We start from the raw sequence: 18,458 nt of genomic DNA, 5'->3' as shown, positions 1-18,458 counted from the left end.
AAAAGGGTTCGCGGTACGGAAAGAGGTATCGAGAAGTCGAGGTATCGAGATGTCGAGGTGTCGAAGCGCGGCGGTTCGACCGTTTCAGGCCGTCGGCGCGGGCTCCGCGCCGTCGTCGAGCGCCTCCCGCGCCTTCTCGCCCTCGGTCGAGACGACGAAGGAGTGCTCGTCGGCGTACTCGGCGACCGCCTCGAGCGCCTCGCGGGTGCCGATCTGGCGGAGCGCCCAGCCGGCGGCCGCGCGGACGTCGTCGGACGGGTGCGCCTCGAGCGCGTCGGCGAGCGGGTCGACGGCGCGGGTGTCGCCGATCAGGCCGAGCGCGCGGGCGGCGTGGGGGCGGACGAGCTCGTCGTCGTCGCCGTCGGGGTCGAGCCGGTCGGCGAGCGGCTGGACCGCCTCGGCCGCGCCGATCTCGCCGAGCGACTTGAACACGACCTTCTGGAGCTGCGGGTTCGAGTCCTCGGGGACGTACTCGACGAGGGTGTCGGTCGCCTCCTCGGCCGCCATCTTCCCGAGGATCCGGATCGCGGGCTGGTCGCGCTTCTCGGCGCGGCCGAGGATCTCCTCGACCGACGCATCGGTCTTGCCGCGCTTGCCCATCCGCTCGAACGCCTCCAGGCAGTGGCGCTCCATGAAGTCGGACTGCAGCGAGTCGAGCGCGAGGAGGATCATGTCGACGTTGCCCCGGGCCTCGTGCTCCTTCAGCGCGGCCCACTCGACGGGGAAGTCCTTGTAGTGGCCGAGCACGTCGTAGTACCCCTGCGCGCGGAGCTGCTCGTGGGTCTCCAAGTCGTCCCACTCCTCGGCGTCGTCGAGGCCGGCCTCGAGGTCGTCGGTCGCCGTCAACAGCGCCGCGATGTCGTCCGCGTCGTCGTCCGCGTCGAGGTCGGCGTCCGCGACCGCGGCGGCGACGGCGTCGAGGGCGGCGACGATCTGGTCGACCGGGGGCGCGGCGGCGTCCCCCTCGTCGGGCGCGTCGTCGAGGAGGGCCTCGGGGTCCTCGTCGGCCGCGTCCAGCGCGTCGTCGATCGCGTCGGCGGCCGCGTCGACGAACGACTCCGCGGCGGTCGCGACGTCCTCGTGGCCGGCGGCGGTCCACTCGGTGTCTCCGACCGTCTCGGCGGCGGTCTCGATCGCGTCGACGACGTCCTCGCCGTAGGGGCCGCGGGCGTCCGCGACGCCGTCGCGGAGCTCCGCCACGCGGTCTTCGAGGTCGCCGCGGGGGTCGTCGGCGTCCTCGTCGTCCTCGTCCGGCTCGGGGAGGTCCGCCTCCGCGATGCCGGTCTCCGCGTCGTCTAAGAGGGCCTCGACGTCGTCGAGGTCGGCCTCCGTCTCGGCGGCCTCGAGGCGGTCGGCGATCTCGTCTAGGTACTCGGTCAGGGACTCCTCGGTCGCGTCGTCGGGGAGCGTCGGGGCGGCCGTCTCCGCCGACTCGCCGGCGTCCCCGCCGTCGTCCGCGGCGTCGACCTCCTCGGAGGCGTCGGCCGGGTCGTCGTCGCCGTTGCTCATATACCACGAACTCCGTGTGTAGTCCATTAAGAGGTTTCCCTTCGCGGGCGTCGCCGCCGGCGCGAAGAGGAGCGGCGCCAAGAGAACGGGTCGAAAAACGGGGACCGAGACCGCCGAGACGGTGCGTCCGATTCGTCGCCGACGCGGTCGACGCCACGGAACAGGGGTCGTGTTCACGACCAGCACACTTTTATTATCACCTTCCAATACCGGAACGATTAGATGTTCGACGTCGACCGCGAAGCGATCACCGACGGGCCGGTCGGGCGAGTGCTGCTCGTCCTCGCCGCGCCGCTCGTCGCGCAGAACGTCGTGTACGTCGCCAACGCGCTGATCGACACGTTCTGGCTCGGGCGGGTCGGGGAGGACGCGGTCGCCGCCGTCGGCCTCAGCCTCCCGATCCAGTCGCTGCTCGGCGCGACGGTGGTGATCGGCGCGGTCGGCACCCAGATCCTCGTCTCCCAGCGGGCCGGCGACGAGGACGAGTCCGGCGCGCGCCGCGTCGCGGTCAACGGCGCGCTCGTCGCGCTCCTCGTCACCGCGGCGGTCGCGCTCCCCGTGGTCCGCTACGCCGAGGGGCTGGTGAGGCTGCTCGGCGCCGACCCCGCGCTCGCCGGGACGACCGCCACTTACCTCGCCGTCGTGGTCGCGGTCCTGCCCGTCGGCGCGGTCGGCGACACGGTCGAGAACTGCTTCACCGCGTACGGCGACACCCGCGCGGTGTTCCACGTGACGCTCGTCAGCGTCCTCGTCAACCTCGTCGCCGCCCCGACGCTCATCTTCGGGGTCGGCCCCGCCCCGGAGTTCGGCGTCGCCGGGGCCGCGCTCGGCACCGCGCTCGCGAGCGTCGTCGGCCTCCTGTGGATCCTCGGGTACGCCGCGGGGATCGGCCGCGACACCTTCCGGCTCACGCGAGAGGCGTTCGCGGTCGACGCGACGACCCTCCGCGAGGTCGTCTCGGTCGGCCTCCCGCTCGGCGGCCAGCGCGGCGTGAGCGAGCTCGTCAGGGTGCTCGTCGTCGGCCTCGTCGCGATCGCCGGCGGCGCGGCGGGCGTCGCGGCGTACACGGTCGGGGCCAGGGTCGCGACGCTCGCGATCGTGCCGGCGCTCGGGCTCCAGCAGGCCGCGCAGTCGATGATCGGACAGAACCTCGGCGCCGCCGCCCCGGCGCGCGCGCGCCGGACGACGACGGTCGGCACCGGGATGATCGTCGTCGGCTTCCTCGCGCTCGGCGCGGTCCAGTTCGCCTTCGCCGGCGGGATCGCGGACCTGCTCGCGCCGGACCTCACCGCGACCGGGCGGGGGCTCGCGGTGACGTACCTCCGGGTCCTCGCCGCCTCCTACTGGGCGCTCGGCGGGACGTACACCCTCCTCGCCGGGTTCAACGGGGCCTCCCGCACCCGGACCTCCTTCGTCGCCGACCTGGTCAAGTACTGGGCGGTCCGGTTCCCCATCGCGGTCGCGGCCGTCCCCGTCGGGGCGACGGTCGGCGCGTTCGGCGTCACGGTGACGCCCGGCCTCGGGTGGGGGGTCGAGGCCGTCTTCTGGGCGGTCGCCGCCTCCAACGTCGTCGGCTTCCTCGGCCTCGGCGCGTACTTCCTGTACACGACGCGGCGCGGGATGTTCGCGAACGCGGCCGACCGGGCGAGCGGCGACGGCGGCAACGCGGAGGCCGCCGAGGTCGCGGGCGACGACTGACCGCGGGAGAGCGGGTCGCTCAGCGGTCGGCGAGCAGGGCCTCGCTCTCGACGACCGTCGCGAACTCGCCGTTCAGGTGCGCGAGCGCGACGCGGTGGGAGGTCTCGGGGCCGATCCGCTCGCCGTCGGGGGCCTCGCGGGCGTGCGCCGCGGTCGCGTCGGCGACCACGCGCACGTCGTAACCGCGGTTCTCGGCCTCGCGCGTGGTAGTCGAGACGCAGTGGTCGGTGGTGAGCCCGCAGACGACGAGCGACTCGTGGCCCGCCTCGCGGAGCCACTCGTCGAGCCCGGAGTCGAGGAACGCGCCGTTGACCGACTTCTCGAACGTCGGCTCGCCGTCGACCGGCGCGGTCGCCGGTTTCCACGCGAACCCGGGGGCGTCCGGGCGGAGCGGGGAGCCGGGCTCCGTCGAGGCGTGGCGGACGTGCGCGACGGGACGGTCGGCCTCGCGCCAGCGGTCGAGGAGGGCGGCCGCGGCGGCCTCCGCGTCGGGGTTGTTGCGCTCGCCCCAGTCCGGCTCGTCGAAGCCGGTCTGGAAGTCGACGAGGAGGAGGACCGCGTCATCGGCGTCAGTCATCGCCGAGCCCCGCGGCGCCGGGGACCTCCGCGTCGGCGTCCGCCCCGTCCGCGAACCGCCGCCACGCACCGGGTTCGAGCAGCGCATCGGGGGCCTTCGGGTGGTCGCGCGTCGGGTCCAGCGGGCAGGCGTCGGGGCTCGCGTCGTCGTCCTCGCGGAACAGGTACTGCTTCCACTCGCGGTCGCCCTCGGCGCCCCAGTCGCCGAGGTCGGCGTGGGGGCAGACCCCGTCGTAGTCGCCCATCCGGTCGCGAATCGTCTCGCGGGCGCGCTCGCCCGCCTCGGTGTCGCCAGTGATTCCCTCGAAGACGGCGCGGGGCTGGAACGTGATCTCCAGGCCGACCGGCGAGTACCGGCTCTTCCGGTCGTCGTAGAACGGGGCGCGCGAGGTCGGGAACAGCGCCTCCCCGCCGAAGCAGAACTCCCACCGCGGGGTGTCGGGGTCGGTCGGGATGTCGTCCGGCCACGGCTCCGGGTCGTGGACGTGGAGGAACTCCAGGACGTGCCAGAGCCGCTCGTGATAGTGCGCCTCGCCGCGGTCGCCGGCGGGCGGCTTGAAGAACACCGCGAGCGGCGCGCGGTCGGCGTGGTCCGGGTACGCGTCGAGGTACTCCGAGAGGACGTCGCGCAGCCGCAACAGCGCGGCCGGGTCCGTGGTCGACTCGCAGGCGGCGTACAGCATGTCGCCCTCGCGCTCGACCTCGATGCCGAAGTAGCAGGGGAACGGGGACTCGTCGCGCTCGCCGAGCATCGACTCCCGGAAGGTCCGGTAGTGTTCCTGAAGCCACGGCGACGCGTCGTCGAGCCGACCGTGGAGCGTCTCCTGGTCCAACAGCACGCCCTCGGTACCGGGCTCGTTCATACCGGTAATCGGGGGTAGACCGGCTTTTGACTTTCGCCGCGTTCGACGCCGCGGGAACGGGCCGCCGGCGGCGGCCGAGTTGACGGTCGCCCGTGGAGAGCCCGCTGCGACGAGACGGCAGACGGGGCCGAGTCGTTCGGGACCGCACTGGACCGAGGCGACGACGGCCCCGGCCCGGAGACGCTCCGCCCCCTTCGAGGCGAGCGACGGCAATTTGGCGGCGAACCGCGGACGGACGTGACGATAGCTATTTTCCGCGAGGAGCGCAACGTTACACGGACGGGCCCTCACGCCCGATATCACCATTCACCACTCATGAAAGACACAGAGAAATACCTGATACACGCCACCATCGCGGCCGACGGCGTCGTCGAGCGGAGCGACGTCGTGGGCGCGGTGTTCGGCCAGACCGAGGGACTGCTCGGGGACGAGCTCGACCTCCGGGACCTCCAGGAGTCCTCGCGGGTCGGCCGGATCGACGTCTCGGTCGAGTCCGAGAACGGCCAGTCGTTCGGCGAGGTCACCGTCGCGTCGAGCCTCGACAAGGTCGAGACCGCGATCCTGGCGGCCGCGCTGGAGACGATCGACCGCATCGGCCCCTGTCACGCCTCCGTGGAGGTGACGAGCATCGAGGACGTGCGGGCGGCCAAGCGCCGCGAGGTCGTCGAGCGCGCCAAGGAGCTGATCGCCGGCGGCTTCGAGGAGACGAGCCTCGCGAGCAGCGACGTGTTAGACGAGGTGCGCGACGCCGCGCGCGTCGAGGGCATCGTCGACTACCGGGGGCTCCCGGCCGGGCCGCGGGTGGGCGACTCCGACGCCGTCATCGTCGTCGAGGGGCGCTCGGACGTGCTCACGCTGCTCGACTGCGGGATCAAGAACGCCGTCGCCGTCGAGGGGACGAACGTCCCCGAGGCGGTCGCCGACCTGACCGCCGACCGGACGGTCACCGCGTTCCTCGACGGCGACCGCGGCGGCGAGCTCATCCTCCGCGAGCTCGCGCAGGTCGGCGAGGTCGACTACGTCGCGTTCGCGCCCCCGGGCGAGTCCGTCGAGGACCTCGACCGCGACGCCGTCTTCGAGGCGCTCCGGGGAAAGGTCCCGTACGCGAGCCTCGCGGACGCGTCGGACCTCCGCGCGGCCGCCGACGACGAGGAGTCGACCGACGACGGGGACCCGACGGGCGACGACCGCCCCGGATCGGTCGCGCGCGTCGGCGACGGCGGCGCGCTGCCGAACGACCCGTCGGGGGGCGGAGCGGCCGGCGCGTCGCTCGAGTCGACCGCGTCGCCCGACTCCGAGACGGAGGCAGAACCCGCGGAATCAGCGACCGAGGAGTCGGCGGACGAACCCGACGACGCCGGCGATCAGCCGCCCGACGACGCCGGGAAAACGGTGAGCGTCGAATCCGACGCCGGCGTCGACGTGGATGCTGTCGCCGCGGAGCGCGACTCGCGAGCGGACGAAGCGAGCGGTTCGCCGCCGGACGGCGAGCGCGACGCGGAGCCGGTCAGCGAATCGGCCGCAGGGCCGACTACCGACCAGGAGGACGGCGGAAGCGACGAAACCGCGGACGACTCCGGCGAGGTCGCCGACGAGACCGACCAAAGTGCCGACGGGATCGCGGAAAGATCCGACGAGCCGCGGTCGCTCGCGGCGCACGTCAGCGCGGTCGTCGACGGCGAGACCGGCCACGCGCGGCTCCTCGGCGACGAGTTCGACGTCCTCGACGAGGTCGACGCCGCCGAGGCGTTCGACGCGGTCGAGGACGCCGACCCCGCGCCGCAGGCGGTCGTCGTCGACGGCACCGTCGACCAGCGGCTCCTCGACGTGGCGGCGCAGCGCGGCGTCGGCGACCTGATCGGTCGCGACCTCGGCGAGTTCGTGAAGCGGCCGGTCGGGACGCGCGTCCTCGCCGCCGCCGACGTGCGGGCCGGGGCCTGAGCGGCGGGCGGGCGAGGTCAGACCAGGCCGACCGCGCCGAGCACCGCGAACAGCGCGTCGCCGTACGTCAGCGAGACGACGAGGCCGACCGCCATCGGGACGACGAACGGCATCCCCGGCGAGACCAGCACGGAGTCCTCGCGGGCGACGACATCGAGGCCGTCGCGGAGCGTCGCGGCGTCCGTGCCGTACGCGCCGTGGTCGATCTCGTCGAGGAACCGCTCGGCCGCCCAGGGGTCCGCGAAGGCGGCACGCGAGTCGGCCGACCCGGCCCCGTCGTCGACCGCGCGCCCCCCGTCGGTCCGGGGGCCGACGTGGGTCCCCCCGTCCGTCGGCGCGAACGTCTCCCCGACCGAGTCGGGGTCGCGGAGCCGCCCCGGCTCGCTCCGGAGGTCGGCGAGCGTGAGGCCCCGCCAGCGGAGGTACATCCGGAGCGCGTCCAAGTCGAGGCCGCCCCGCGTCGGCCCCTCCGGGTCCTCGAACAGGCGGCCGTGCCGGTCGGGCAGCGAGTCCGTCGCGACCGGCCGCGCGAAGAACATGCTGGAGGAGGCCTCCCCGCGGACGAGGTTGCGGACCGCGAGCCCCACCGGGTACGCGAGGCCGAGCAGCACCGTGTTCGTGAGGACCGTCAGCGAGAACACGCCGATGTCGGTGTCGACGAGCGGGAGGACGAGCGACCCCAGCTCGTAGGCCGGGAACGTCGGGAATATCACCGCCAAGGCGATCATCGCCTTCGCGTCGGCCCCGCCGAACGCGCCGAGATACCAGAACGCGTAGCCGAGCGGCGCGACGAATAGCAGGCTGATCGCGGCCCGCAGGAGGAACACCCGGCCGTCGAACCCCGCGAACGGCCACAGCGAGGCGGCCTCCCAGATCAGGAGCAGCGCGCCGAACAGGTACAGCGGCGGCCACAGCCGGTTCGGGAGGCGTCGGGTCCGGACGTCCCGGATCGCCGCCCACGCGAACACGGGGACGACGACGAGTCGGAGGAGGTCCGGCAGCGTCGCGACCATGTCTCCACGGGCGAGACGGGACCAATTAGACGTTCGGGTTCGCGTATCGATATCGATAGCCGTCAGCCGTCCGGTCGGTCCGGCCGCCGATCGAACACGTCGAGGACCGGCTCCGGGTCGTCGAGGCCCGGGATCCGGTACTCGTCGTCGCGCAGTTCGATCACGACGGTCTCGGTCCCGAGCCGCCGGTCGAGCCGTCGGCGCTCCACCCGCAGATCCGTCTCGTCCCACGGCTCGACGCGCCACAGCGTCGCGCCGGACAGGCGGTCGCGCGCGACGAGCGCGCCGTCGCCGGCGCGGTACTCGACGAGCCCGTGCCGGAGTTCGTGGTCGAGCGCGGCGAGCGCGAGCGGGACCGCGACCGCGGCCGCGAGGAGGAGGGCGACGGTCCTCCACTTGCCGCCGATCGCGAACAGCACGGCGGTGAGCGCGGGGAGGGCGGCCAAGTACCACAGTCCAGGGTGGCCGAGCGGCGTCGTCAACGCTCCAGCGATACGCGTCCGCCGCGGCTGGCGGACGGTCCGAACCGCCCCCGCGAGCGAACCGTCGACCGGCTCCGTCGCCGGCGGGTCGTAGGAGAATCCCAGATCGAGTGCCGACGACTCGTCGAACGCGGCCAGTCGGTCGCCGTACAGGCTCGCGAGGTCGAAAGCGAACTTCACCGCGACGATGCCGAGCAGGAGGGGAATGCCGATCGCGTCCGGATCGATCGCGGAGATCGGTGTGTCCTCCTCCAGCGTTCCCGCGCCGACGATCGTGACGGTGAACAGCGCGCCGAAGAAAATCGCCGCGCCCTGAGCGAACACGCCTTGGATCGCAGTCTGCGCGCTGTGATCCCGGTGCTCGCCGCGACCGAAGTACTCGACGAGCGTCGTGACCCCCTCGGCGATGAAGAGGGCGAGCGTCGCGAGCGCGACCGTGTCGACCACGGTCGAGACGGTCCCCTCCTCGACGACGACGCCGACCGTGAGCGTGCCGACGACCATCCAGACGACCGCGAGGATCGGGACGGCTATCGGGAGCACGAGCAGCGACGAGAGCCGGACCTGAACGCGGGTCCGCGGGATCGACAGCCCCACTCGGCGCTGCGCGAGCGGTCCGGCGATCAGCCCGTCGCGGTCGAGCTCGGACGGCCGGCCGGCGAACAGCGCGCGGACGACGGCCCAGAACGACGCGACCCCGAGTTCGAACCAGTACAGCGTCATCAGCGCGGCCGCGTTCCAGCCGAGCGAGACCACGCCGACGAGCGGGAGCAGGTTGGCGACGGCGACGGAGAGCGCGCGGGGTCTGCGGCCGCGAGCGAGGGCGCGCAGCCCGTCGGGCGGGCGGTGGGAGGGCATCCGTCGGTCGTTCCGGGTCGGCGCACATAAGCGACCGGGGGTCGGCGGTGAGCGGGCGCGGCGGGTCCGTGCCGCGGCCGGCTCAGCGCGCCGGGCCGGCGGCGCGGTGGAGGTACAGGTACGCGAGCACCGGGACGATCGTGAAGAGGAGCGTCGAGGCGGCCCAGACGACCGCGTAGCGGCTCCCGCGCGCCCTCGCGTCGCGGTAGATCCACACCGCGGCGGCGACGACGACGCCGTAGATCACGAGCGTGAGCGGGAGCGACCACGGGAGAGCGAGACCGAAGAGCGTCATGGCGTGACGTTCGGCCGGAGCCGGTGATAAGTCGTCGGTCCCGGCGGTGCCATCGCGCCGGTCAGCGGCGGCGACCGCTCACGGCCCGCCGGTGAGGTCGGCACACATCACGAAGTCCGGCTCCGCCGCGACCGCGACCCGGTTCGCGCCGGTGTCGCTCACGTGCTCGACCGTCTCGGGGATCAGCACGCGGGCGTCGTCGGCCGCGACCGCCGCGGCGTCGGCGGCGACGGCGTCGTACAGCGCGCCCGCCGCGTCGACGTCGCGCCACGCGGCGACGCCGTAGACCGCGGTCCGCGTCGTCTCGCCGTCGACCTCGCGCTCCGTCACGCGGGTCCGAACGGCGAAGCCGGCGAGCGCGTCGGCGTCGGCGACCGCGAGCAACCGGTCCTCGGCGGCCGCGGTCGCGAGCTCTTCGCGGGTGAGCCGCGAGCAGGCCCACGACTCGCCCGGGTCGAGCGCGAGGCCGCGCAGCCGGTCGCGGGCGTCGCTGTCGCTCCAGAACGCCCACGCCGCGTTCGGGTCGGGGTCGGCGAGCGGTTCGAACCCGGGAGCGTCGCGGTCGAGCGCGTCCGGGTCGGGCTCCGGCTCCGCGAACCGGAACTCCGTCGCGGGGTCGAAGCCGACCGCGCGCGACTGGCCGAGCCCCATGACGTTCCACGAGAACACCATGTTGCGGCAGACGGTCGCGCCGCGCCCGCGCGCCCAGTCGAGCACCGCCTCCGAGAGGGCGGTCCCGACGCCGTGGCCGCGCGCGGCGGGGTCGACGCGGATCCCCTGCCCCCACGCCTCCCACTCACCGAGGAGCGCGCCCTGGATACAGCCGACGACGGCCTCGGGATCGCCCGCGTCGGCGGCCCCGTCGCCGTCGCCCGTGACGTGCGTATCTCCTGCTTCCCGGTCGTCGAGGTCGCCCGCCGCGGCGGCGTCCGGGGGGAGCGTCGCGACGAAGGTGCCGCGGTCCGGGTCGTCGGACTCGGCCCACTCCGGGAACACGCGGGGGATGTAGTCCTCGTGGCGCTCGCCCCACGTGTCGCGGGTGAACGCCGCGACGGCGTCGGCGTCGGCCGGCCGCGCCCCGCGGACGACGACGGGCGATTCGGACTCGTCGCCGTCGACGGCCTCGCTCATCGCCAGGGCCGCGACTCCTCGGTCAGCTCGCCCGCGAGGTCGCGCGTCATCGCGTCGGCGGGGTCCGAGCGGTTCGCGAGCGCCCACATGAGCTTCACCTTCGCGGTGCCGGGGAGGGTGTCGCCCGCCTCGACGACGCCGGCGTCCAGGAGATCCCGGCCGGTGTCGTACACGCGGTCGCAGACCCGCCCGTCGAGGCATTGGCTCGTCATCGCGACGACGGTCCCGCCATTGACCAACTCCTCGATCCGCGGGATGAGGTCGGTGTGGACGTGGCCGAGCCCGGTCCCCTCGATCACGACGCCGTCCTTGTCGTCGAGGTACGCCCACGCGGCCGGGTCCATCCCGGGCGTGAACTTGACGAGTTCGACGTCGCCGTCGAGGTCGGGCGCGAGCGCGACCGCGCCGTCGTCGGCCGCGTCGCTCCCGTCGGTTCCGCCCCGCGGGCGGGGCTCGCGGTTCCACTCGACGGCGGCGTCGGCCGCGTCGCCCTCGGCGCCCGCCTCCGCGGCGCGCTCGTAGTCGATCAGGCCGAGCGGCGCGGCGCCGACCGTCTCGAAGGCGTCCCGGCGGGAGGTGTGGTTCTTGCGGACGCGCGTGCCGCGGTGGAGCGCGCAGGCGTCGTCGGACTGGGTCGCGTGCATACACACCAGCGTCTCCGCGTGGTCGGCCTTCGCGGCCTCGACGGCGCACACCGCGTTCATGACGTTGTCCGAGGAGGGGCGGTCCGCGGAGCGCTGGCTCCCCGTGAACACGACCGGAACGGGCGAATCGAGCATGAACGAGAGCGCGGACGCGGAGTACTGCATCGTGTCGGTCCCGTGCATCACGACGACGCCGTCCGCGCCCGCCTCGATCTCCTCCGCGACGGCCGCGGCGAGGTCGCGCCAGATGGACGGCTCCATGTTCTCCGAGAGGATGTTCGCGACGACGCGCCCGCGGTAGTTCGCGCGCCCGGCGAGTTCGGGGACCGCGCGGAGGACGTCCTCCGCGTCGAACTGCGCGGTGACCGCCCCCGTCCGGTAGTCGACGGTGGAGGCGATCGTCCCCCCGGTGGAGATGAGCGAGACGGTGGGGAGCTCGTCGTCGAAGGTGATCTCCGAGGTGGCGTCGCCGTCGTCGGTCTCGGCCGCGGGGTCGACCTCGCGGACGCCGGACTCCAACACCTCGACGTCGGCCGCCTCGCGGTCGATGCCGACGTTGTACCCGCCGTCCAGCTTGACGACGAGGTGGTCGCGCGTCGTGGAGGGGAGCAGTACGCCCTCGTTGGTGACGCCCCCGCGCTCGACGCGGACGCGATCTCCCGGTTGCATACGACCGGGTTCCGCCGGGGCGGACTTGAATCCAACCGTTCGCGGCCGCGCGCCGGTCGGTCCGACGCGCGCCGAGCGGGACGGGCGGGCGGCGGTCGGGACGGACCCGCGGCTATCGGGACGAGTCTACCGGCTACCGAGACGGATCGCCGGCGAACGGGACGCGACGCGGAGGGAGTGATAGAAGCGTTCGACGAGAAAGGAGCGCGTCGGCGCGGGCGGCCGACGGCGGCCGTCGGTCGACCGCGGGAGCGACGGGCGGCCGGATCAGTGCTCGATGTACTCGGCTTCCCAGTCGGTGCGGGCCTCGATCTCGCGGCGGCCGCGGCGGGTCAGCGTGTAGTAGTTGGTGCGGCGGTCGCGCTGGCCCTTCTCGACGAGCCCCTTCTCGACGAGCGTGTCGAGGTTCGGGTAGAGGCGGCCGTGGTGGATCTCCTTCTCGTAGTACTCTTCGAGTTCCTCCTTGATCGCCAGCCCGTGTGGCTCGTCGAGTCCCGCGATCACGTAGAGCAGGTCACGCTGGAAACCTGTGAGGTCGTACATACAACTGCGTATACATTCTCTCCGAGAATAAATAAATATACCGTTATATCAGTCCTCGTACGACCTATCACCGGCTCCTACCGCCCCGAAACGGCTACCTCGGTTCTGTCAACTCCGTAACTCTCACACGAGACGAGTTCGCACATCACCGGTCGGGCGTCGTTTTCAGCGTCTGATATGTGTCGCGTTCGACGGCGCAGACCGTGCGCGTCTGATCGGCTCGCGCGACCGGGACTGGCCGAAGCGAGAGCGATCGCTGGCGGTCGTGAGTCCGAAGAAGGCACGCCCGACGCGGAAAAAAGCCGCGTCGGGCCTGCCGATTGGTCCCCGCTGACGCTTCGGCCCTCCAGACGAAGCGTCACCTGACGATAGCGGGTAGAGCGTAATAAACGTGTTGTACGCCGCTCACATGTGTTCCTCTTCTAACACCCAGCCGAGCGCGCGCTTGTAGTGCGCGAACAGCTCCTCGACGCCGCGGTGGTTCATCTCCTCGTCGTCCAACTGCTCGCGGAGGAACTCGTACTGCTCTCTGACCTCCTCTTCCGAGCGCATACCGTGCGGTACGGCGCGGTCCCGGATAGTGTTGTGGCCGAGGTCGGTCGCCGGGTTCGAGGGTCATCGGGACCGGGAGACTAACACGCCGCCCACCAGCAGCGCGCCGACGGCGGTCAGTATCCCGCCGAACTGCGGCGACAGGCCGACCGTCGCCACGCCGAGGAGGGTTGTCAAGCCGATCATCGCCGTCAGGAGCCCCGTCAGGAGGAAGATCGTCCCCCAGACGACGTCGGGGATCAGCTTGGTTAGCTCACCGATGAGCACGTCGAGGATCTCGTCGAGCATGGAGACCAACCGTGTGCGACTAACGGGGCTCCCGGACAAAACGCTACTGCCGACGGTCGTCCGCGAACGGTAACGTTGATACGTCGACCGCGGGTACGAGAGGAGACGAATGGACGACCGGACCCGCGAGTACCTCCGGGGGCGGTTCGGCGACTACTACCGGTCGGTGTCGCTGTCGCTCCCGCCGGACGCGAACCTCCGCGAGTGGGGCCACATCCCGTGGACCCCCGGGTCGGGGACGACGATGGTTCGGCATCAGTCGCTGTACGACCTCGGCGACGTCGACACGTTCTTCGCGGACAACGCGCCGCGGCACGCCTACTTCTCGGCCGCGCGCTACGACAGTCCGGGGGCCGCGACGATGGGGCAGAAGGGGTGGCGGAACGCCGACCTCGTCTTCGACTTAGACGCCGACCACCTCCCCGGCGTTGACCCCGAGACCACCGCGTACCCGGAGATGCTCGAAGCGTGTAAGGAGGCGCTCCTGCGGCTGCTCGACTTCGTCGACGACGACTTCTCGTTCGACGAGGTGACCGTCGTCTTCTCCGGCGGGCGCGGCTACCACGTCCACGTCCGCGACGAGAGCGTCCGGGAGTTGGACAGCGACGCGCGCCGCGAGATCGTCGACTACGTGCGCGCCATCGACCTCGACACCGACGGCCTGATCCGCACCGTCTCCGACCGCGGGACGACGAAGCGCGTCCTCCGGACCGAGGGCGGGTGGGGCGCGCGCGTCCACGACGAGCTTGTGCGGTACGCCGACAACCTCCGCGAGATGGACGAGGACGCGGCCCGGGAAGAGCTGATGGAGCTCGACGGGATCGGCGAGGGGCGCGCAGAGACGATCCTCGGCGCGTTCGACCGGAACCCGACCGCGGTGCGCGAGGGCAACGTCGAGGCCGGCGGGCCGGGCGTCCGCCGGCTCGTCTCCGCGCTCGCCTCGCGCGTGACCGCGGCGGACGCGGCCCCGATCGACGAGCCGGTGACGACCGACACCCGGCGGCTCATCCGGCTGCCGGGGACGCTCCACGGCGGCTCCGCCCTCGTCGTCACGCCGCTCGACCGCGACGAGCTCGCCGACTTCGACCCGCTCCGGGACGCGGTCCCGGACCGGTTCGTCGGCCGCGAGATCCGGATCGAGACCGATGCGGATCGGACGGTAGAATTAAACGGCGAGCGCGTCAGAGTTGAATCCGGTAGAAACACCGTGCCCGAGTTCGCGGGAGCCTTCCTGATGGCCCGCGGCGAGGCGCGGAAAGCCCCCGAACGATGACCGACGACAGATGAACCTCGACGAACTCCGGTCCGCGCAGGCGAAGGAGCGCCGGAAGGACAGCCTCCAGCACCTGCGGGACTCGTTTTACGACGACGTGGGCGCGTACGTCGCGGACTTGCGCGCCGCGCGCGACCGCCGCGCAGAGCAGGTCGAGAACCCGTTCGCGGACGACGACATCCGCCGGCTCTCCGACGAGGTTGAGACCGCCGAGGAGGTCGCCGAGGCGCTCTACGAGCGCCGGGTCGGGAAGGTCGTCAAGCTCGCCTCCTTCGCCGCGGCCGACATGTCGGTCGACGAGGAGGGGATGACGACCGAAGAGCGCCGGCTGTTCGACGACCTCGTCGAACGCATCACCGCGAACAAGTCGGAGGTGCTCGACGTGCTCGCCGGCGAGTCGCCGGCGACGGAGGCTGTCCAGATTGACGGCGAGGCTCCGACGTCCGACGACTCCGCTACGTCGCGTGCCCCCGACGCTCTCGGCGGCGAGTCGACCACGGCCGAGTCGACGCCGACCGATTCGACCGCGACCGAGGCGGACGCCGGACCGCCGGACCCCGACGACGGACCGGCAGTCCCGGACACCTTGGCCGGAGCGATGGGCGGAACCGAGGCGGAATCCCCCTCGAGCGAGGAGCCGGCGATCGCGACCGGTGACGACTCGACGCCGGCCGCACCGGAGCCGACCGGCGGGTCCGCGGGCGACGGCGGAGACGACCCGACGCCGGTCCCGCCAGAACCGGCTCCGCCGGGAGCGGTCGGCGTCGACGACGCGGGCGAGGAGAGCGATAGCGCGGCGGCCGACCGCGACGCGGGCGACGGGACGGAATCCGGGGCGACGACGGACGGCGGCCCGATCCCGGAATCGACGGCCGGCGGCGGGGCGGAAACGGACCGTTCTGTCGACCGGGCGACGGTCCGGATCACCCGCGACGTGGGGGCGATCTTCGGCGTCGACGAGCGGGAGTACGACCTCGCGAGCGAGGACGTCGTCTCCCTCCCGGTCGAGAACGCCGACCCGCTGGTCCAGCGCGACGCGGCCGAGCGGATCGACTGACGCCGGTCGGCGGCGTCGCTCGCTCGACCGAGGAGTCGTTCGTCAGACCGGAGAGCCACTCCGCCGACCGACGGACACTAACGCCGCGGGCGGCTACGTGTGCTCGATGGAGGTCGAGTTCCTCGGCGGCGCCCGCGAGGTCGGCCGGAGCGCGCTCCTCGTCGACGACGCGCTGCTCGTGGACTACGGACTCATGGCCGCGGAGCCGCCGCAGTACCCGGTCCGCGACCCCGAGCCGGAGGCGGTCGTCGTCTCGCACGGCCACCTCGACCACGTCGGGGCGGTCCCCGCGCTCCTGAAGGGCGACCGGCGACCGCCGATCCACTGGACGCCGCCGACCGGCGAACTCGCGCGGACGCTCGCCGAGGACACGCTGAAGCTCCACGGCAACAGCCCGCTGTGTCCGTTCGGCCGGGAACACGTCGCGCGGCTGGGCGAGGTCGAGCGGCGGCACGGGTACGGCGACCCCTTCCCGGTCGCCGGCGGAATCGACGGCGGCGGGTACGAGGTGACGCTGTTCTCCGCGGGCCACATCCCGGGCTCCGCGCACGTCCTCATTGACGACGGCGAGACGCGTTTGCTGTACACCGGCGACTTCCACACCGACGACCAGCGGCTGGTCGCGGGGACGACGGCGCGGCCCGACGCCGACGTGGTGATCTGCGAGAGCACGTACAGCGACGTGGAACACGACGACCGGAGCGAGGTCGAGCGGCGGTTCGCGGAGAGCGTCGAGACGACGCTCTGGGAGGGCGGGACGGTCGTCGTCCCGGCGTTCGCCATCGGGCGCACCCAGGAGCTGTTGTTAGTCTGTGCGGCCCACGACATCCCATGCTACGTCGACGGGATGGGGAAGTCGGTCACCGAGATGCTGCGGCGGTACCCCGACTTCGTCCGCGACCCCGAGGCGCTCCGGCGCGCGAAGTCGCACGCGCGCTTCGTCACCGGCCGGGACTGGCAGCGCGAGCGCATCGCCGACGGCAACGCGGCCATCGTCACCACCAGCGGGATGCTCTCCGGCGGCCCCGCGATGACGTACATCCCCGCCATCCGAGCCAACCCGGTGAACAAGGTCGCGATGACCGGGTATCAGGTCGAGGGGACGCCCGGACGGGACCTCCTGGAGTCGGGTCGCGCCGAGATCGACGGGCGCGTGATGCCCGTGAGCGCTCGCGTCGAGCAGTACGACTTCTCCGCGCACGCCGACCGCGACGGGCTGAAGTCGTTCCTGGAGTCGTATCGAGGAGCGCGCGTGCTGGTGAACCACGGCGACCGCTGCGAGGCGTTCGCGGCGGACCTGCGGGCGGACGGGTTCGAGGCGAGCGCGCCGGCGATCGGGGAGCGGATCGAGGTATAGGAGACGGCACACATGAGACTGGCTTCGTTACCGCTCTCGTTTGTGTCGCCGAATTCGCAATTCACATACGGGACGTTCGCTCCGAATATTGGAGGGTAACGGCGTGCGAACGGGAATCAATCGAGGCGCGTGCTCGGTCCCGTATCGCCACGTGTGTCGGCGACCGGCCTGACGGTTTGTGTTTTGCCGACAGTCAGACGTTTTGTCAGCGCGACTCGTGTAGAGGTGTCGGTTGCGCTGATCCATTCTCTCTGGGCGATCCGAGTCGCATCGCTACTGGTCGGTATCTGTCCGCCCTGTTCGAGAACAAATGGAATCTGCGATACTGATCTGGTGAATTGGGATAGATCTCTGCCCAGGGGGCACCCAACTACTGCTGCTGATGGATTTCGGGCGGCTTTTGCGTCACGCCGAACCGGCTGTGTCGCTCTACGAAATGGTGGGCCGCGGCGGAGACGAAAAATATCCCGGCAGCGAACAACCCGACGTGAATGGGTTCGAACAAATCGAATAGGGGTGCTTCTGTGATGACGGCAACCAGTAGTAATCCACAGACGCCCGCGAGTCCGAGGTAGTACAGGCTCCAGGAGATCTCTTTTTCGTGGAGGACCTCGGTGTGTACCTCAATATTGTCCAATAGTTCTGTCGACTGGACGGTGTTTTCTGATTCGTCGAACTGGATTACGTTCTTCTCGTCCAGTTTTGGGAGGTGTGTGCGTCTGAGCGTCACGTACACGCTCCGTCGGTCCTCCCGGTCGATCTCTTCTGGCTCCGTTTCCGTCTCCCACGCGGCAACGTACGTGGAAAGCTCAGCGAGCTCGACCGGTTCTTTCATTCGCTTGAGCGCGTGGAGGACGAACCGTCGCCGTCGGTTCGATAGCAGATCGAAGATATCGTTCCGGGATAGTTCACTCTCACGCGCGCTTACCCCGTCGTTTCTGTCGTTGACGAATGGTAGGTTCATACGTTCAACTATCGTTTCGGTAGTCTGTCCATTTCGGTTGACAGGTTCTATCTACTTCTTCGCGCAGCGGCGATATAAACCTCCATTATTGTTAGCCTGATAATTTATTTTATCGTATGTTTGGTGCCGCTGGTAGATACATCAGGAACGACGGATAAAACGATACCAGTCTGATCGTTACCAGATTCGAGCCGTCCTGCGGCTTCGTTACAGTTAGTATTCCGTTCAGACACGTCGCGTTGTTACTAGACTGGATCGAGACTACCTTCGGCCGTCACCAGAGTGCTGCTGACGACCACGAGCAGCCGCCACTCGGCACAGTAGGGAGGTGACAGGATCGATACCGGCTCGAGCTGCGCGTTCAGTATCGCTCAACCTGTCCGAGGGAGTGTCTAACTTCCGCCGGAGTACATCGCGCGGTCGGTTGGGCTGGTCCGAGATTGCGGTTCCGTGGGAGAGTTCAACGGGTGGGCAGAACTAGTTATCCGATCGTCACACTCGTCTCCCAGAGTAGTTCATCTCCGGGTGAGCCGGTACAGACTGGGTCGGTCGACCAGACGTTGTATCCTGCGCGGTGGTGTCTCTCGATGCTTCCGCAGCGGCCTGTGTAACCAGGGTCTCACTACCGATGTTGTCGGTCGTTTCGTTTGTATCCGTGCTCTGGGCGGACGTGTTCGTCGACGAGGTGTCCGTTGTATTCGTCGTGTTCGTCGACGAGGTGTCCGTCGTATTCGTCGACGTTGTA

Annotated in this window: 17 protein-coding genes; 5 read left to right on the top strand and 12 right to left on the bottom strand. The window is 71.0% G+C overall.

The genetic code is table 11. The features are described 5' to 3' along the window. Window positions 1-84: 84 nt before the first annotated feature. Entirely contained in the window at window positions 85-1,509 is a 1,425-nt protein-coding gene (locus Q0116_RS01780; protein ID WP_297884937.1) for a HEAT repeat domain-containing protein, read from the bottom strand. Between the two features lie 222 nt (window positions 1,510-1,731). On the opposite strand from Q0116_RS01780, the gene Q0116_RS01775 reads away from it, so the two are divergent. Further along, on the top strand, window positions 1,732-3,207 hold the full coding sequence (locus tag Q0116_RS01775) for an MATE family efflux transporter (RefSeq protein ID WP_297884936.1): 1,476 nt from the start codon (window positions 1,732-1,734) through the stop codon (window positions 3,205-3,207). 19 nt (window positions 3,208-3,226) lie between these two features. On the opposite strand, the gene Q0116_RS01770 is transcribed toward Q0116_RS01775, so the two are convergent. Both Q0116_RS01770 and Q0116_RS01765 read right to left on the bottom strand, forming a co-directional pair. Beyond that, window positions 3,227-3,784 carry a cysteine hydrolase family protein gene (locus Q0116_RS01770; RefSeq protein ID WP_297884935.1) on the bottom strand — a complete coding sequence of 186 codons (558 nt, stop codon included), beginning with the start codon at window positions 3,782-3,784 and terminating at the stop codon, window positions 3,227-3,229. Beyond that, window positions 3,777-4,646 (bottom strand): YqcI/YcgG family protein, encoded by an 870-nt coding sequence (locus tag Q0116_RS01765; protein ID WP_297884933.1) that lies wholly within the window; start codon window positions 4,644-4,646, stop codon window positions 3,777-3,779. Before Q0116_RS01765 ends, Q0116_RS01770 begins: the two co-directional genes overlap by 8 nt. Window positions 4,647-4,961: 315 nt before the next feature. Between Q0116_RS01765 and dnaG the strand changes: the two genes are divergently transcribed. Then, window positions 4,962-6,587: a DNA primase DnaG gene (gene dnaG / locus Q0116_RS01760; RefSeq protein ID WP_297884932.1), complete on the top strand. Its 1,626-nt coding sequence runs from the start codon at window positions 4,962-4,964 to the stop codon at window positions 6,585-6,587. Window positions 6,588-6,604: 17 nt separating this feature from the next. On the opposite strand, the gene Q0116_RS01755 is transcribed toward dnaG, so the two are convergent. From Q0116_RS01755 to Q0116_RS01720, 8 genes are all read right to left on the bottom strand, one after another. After that, window positions 6,605-7,600 (bottom strand): A24 family peptidase, encoded by a 996-nt coding sequence (locus Q0116_RS01755; protein ID WP_297884930.1) that lies wholly within the window; start codon window positions 7,598-7,600, stop codon window positions 6,605-6,607. A gap of 62 nt (window positions 7,601-7,662) precedes the next feature. Beyond that, entirely contained in the window at window positions 7,663-8,940 is a 1,278-nt protein-coding gene (locus Q0116_RS01750) for a DUF6498-containing protein (protein WP_297884928.1), read from the bottom strand. An 82-nt stretch (window positions 8,941-9,022) separates the two neighbouring features. Beyond that, window positions 9,023-9,235: a hypothetical protein gene (locus Q0116_RS01745; protein ID WP_297884926.1), complete on the bottom strand. Its 213-nt coding sequence runs from the start codon at window positions 9,233-9,235 to the stop codon at window positions 9,023-9,025. Window positions 9,236-9,313: 78 nt separating this feature from the next. After that, on the bottom strand, window positions 9,314-10,366 hold the full coding sequence (locus Q0116_RS01740) for a GNAT family N-acetyltransferase (RefSeq protein WP_297884924.1): 1,053 nt from the start codon (window positions 10,364-10,366) through the stop codon (window positions 9,314-9,316). Beyond that, a complete protein-coding gene (gene gatD / locus Q0116_RS01735) occupies window positions 10,363-11,679 on the bottom strand; it encodes a Glu-tRNA(Gln) amidotransferase subunit GatD (protein ID WP_297884922.1) in 1,317 nt (438 codons plus the stop codon). The genes Q0116_RS01740 and gatD overlap by 4 nt, the downstream gene beginning before the upstream one ends. Window positions 11,680-11,946: 267 nt before the next feature. After that, window positions 11,947-12,222, bottom strand: coding sequence for a PadR family transcriptional regulator (locus Q0116_RS01730; RefSeq protein WP_004597247.1), 276 nt, complete (start codon window positions 12,220-12,222; stop codon window positions 11,947-11,949). Between the two features lie 405 nt (window positions 12,223-12,627). After that, complete coding sequence (locus tag Q0116_RS01725) at window positions 12,628-12,774, bottom strand: hypothetical protein (RefSeq protein WP_006112955.1); 147 nt, start codon at window positions 12,772-12,774, stop codon at window positions 12,628-12,630. 63 nt (window positions 12,775-12,837) lie between these two features. Continuing rightward, window positions 12,838-13,062 (bottom strand): hypothetical protein, encoded by a 225-nt coding sequence (locus tag Q0116_RS01720; RefSeq protein WP_297884902.1) that lies wholly within the window; start codon window positions 13,060-13,062, stop codon window positions 12,838-12,840. Between the two features lie 109 nt (window positions 13,063-13,171). Here Q0116_RS01720 and priS point away from each other — a divergent pair, with 109 nt between their 5' ends. The 3 genes from priS to Q0116_RS01705 all read left to right on the top strand — a co-directional run bounded on the left by priS (window position 13,172) and on the right by Q0116_RS01705 (window position 16,749). Then, on the top strand, window positions 13,172-14,335 hold the full coding sequence (priS, locus tag Q0116_RS01715) for a DNA primase small subunit PriS (RefSeq protein ID WP_297884900.1): 1,164 nt from the start codon (window positions 13,172-13,174) through the stop codon (window positions 14,333-14,335). Window positions 14,336-14,345: 10 nt separating this feature from the next. Next, complete coding sequence (locus Q0116_RS01710; RefSeq protein ID WP_297884898.1) at window positions 14,346-15,392, top strand: hypothetical protein; 1,047 nt, start codon at window positions 14,346-14,348, stop codon at window positions 15,390-15,392. A 106-nt stretch (window positions 15,393-15,498) separates the two neighbouring features. Beyond that, window positions 15,499-16,749, top strand: a complete 1,251-nt coding sequence (locus Q0116_RS01705) for an MBL fold metallo-hydrolase (RefSeq protein WP_297884896.1) — start codon at window positions 15,499-15,501, stop codon at window positions 16,747-16,749. A 370-nt stretch (window positions 16,750-17,119) separates the two neighbouring features. On the opposite strand, the gene Q0116_RS01700 is transcribed toward Q0116_RS01705, so the two are convergent. Next, window positions 17,120-17,713 carry a transcriptional regulator gene (locus Q0116_RS01700; protein WP_297884895.1) on the bottom strand — a complete coding sequence of 198 codons (594 nt, stop codon included), beginning with the start codon at window positions 17,711-17,713 and terminating at the stop codon, window positions 17,120-17,122. Between the last annotated feature and the right edge of the window lie 745 nt (window positions 17,714-18,458).

The organism is uncultured Halorubrum sp. (assembly GCF_937146585.1).
GTDB lineage: Archaea > Halobacteriota > Halobacteria > Halobacteriales > Haloferacaceae > Halorubrum > Halorubrum miltondacostae.
The sequence above is the reverse complement of the archived record's forward strand: the minus strand, read 5'-3'. Positions and strand labels throughout refer to the sequence as shown.

What these genes read in the sequence shown, in the direction of transcription:
- Q0116_RS01780 (WP_297884937.1), bottom strand. Translation starts at nt 1,509, where the DNA reads ATGAGCAACGGCGACGACGACCCGGCCGACGCCTCCGAGGAGGTCGAC.
- Q0116_RS01775 (WP_297884936.1), top strand. Translation starts at nt 1,732, where the DNA reads ATGTTCGACGTCGACCGCGAAGCGATCACCGACGGGCCGGTCGGGCGA.
- Q0116_RS01770 (WP_297884935.1), bottom strand. Translation starts at nt 3,784, where the DNA reads ATGACTGACGCCGATGACGCGGTCCTCCTCCTCGTCGACTTCCAGACC.
- Q0116_RS01765 (WP_297884933.1), bottom strand. Translation starts at nt 4,646, where the DNA reads ATGAACGAGCCCGGTACCGAGGGCGTGCTGTTGGACCAGGAGACGCTC.
- dnaG (WP_297884932.1), top strand. Translation starts at nt 4,962, where the DNA reads ATGAAAGACACAGAGAAATACCTGATACACGCCACCATCGCGGCCGAC.
- Q0116_RS01755 (WP_297884930.1), bottom strand. Translation starts at nt 7,600, where the DNA reads ATGGTCGCGACGCTGCCGGACCTCCTCCGACTCGTCGTCGTCCCCGTG.
- Q0116_RS01750 (WP_297884928.1), bottom strand. Translation starts at nt 8,940, where the DNA reads ATGCCCTCCCACCGCCCGCCCGACGGGCTGCGCGCCCTCGCTCGCGGC.
- Q0116_RS01745 (WP_297884926.1), bottom strand. Translation starts at nt 9,235, where the DNA reads ATGACGCTCTTCGGTCTCGCTCTCCCGTGGTCGCTCCCGCTCACGCTC.
- Q0116_RS01740 (WP_297884924.1), bottom strand. Translation starts at nt 10,366, where the DNA reads ATGAGCGAGGCCGTCGACGGCGACGAGTCCGAATCGCCCGTCGTCGTC.
- gatD (WP_297884922.1), bottom strand. Translation starts at nt 11,679, where the DNA reads ATGCAACCGGGAGATCGCGTCCGCGTCGAGCGCGGGGGCGTCACCAAC.
- Q0116_RS01730 (WP_004597247.1), bottom strand. Translation starts at nt 12,222, where the DNA reads ATGTACGACCTCACAGGTTTCCAGCGTGACCTGCTCTACGTGATCGCG.
- Q0116_RS01725 (WP_006112955.1), bottom strand. Translation starts at nt 12,774, where the DNA reads ATGCGCTCGGAAGAGGAGGTCAGAGAGCAGTACGAGTTCCTCCGCGAG.
- Q0116_RS01720 (WP_297884902.1), bottom strand. Translation starts at nt 13,062, where the DNA reads ATGCTCGACGAGATCCTCGACGTGCTCATCGGTGAGCTAACCAAGCTG.
- priS (WP_297884900.1), top strand. Translation starts at nt 13,172, where the DNA reads ATGGACGACCGGACCCGCGAGTACCTCCGGGGGCGGTTCGGCGACTAC.
- Q0116_RS01710 (WP_297884898.1), top strand. Translation starts at nt 14,346, where the DNA reads ATGAACCTCGACGAACTCCGGTCCGCGCAGGCGAAGGAGCGCCGGAAG.
- Q0116_RS01705 (WP_297884896.1), top strand. Translation starts at nt 15,499, where the DNA reads ATGGAGGTCGAGTTCCTCGGCGGCGCCCGCGAGGTCGGCCGGAGCGCG.
- Q0116_RS01700 (WP_297884895.1), bottom strand. Translation starts at nt 17,713, where the DNA reads ATGAACCTACCATTCGTCAACGACAGAAACGACGGGGTAAGCGCGCGT.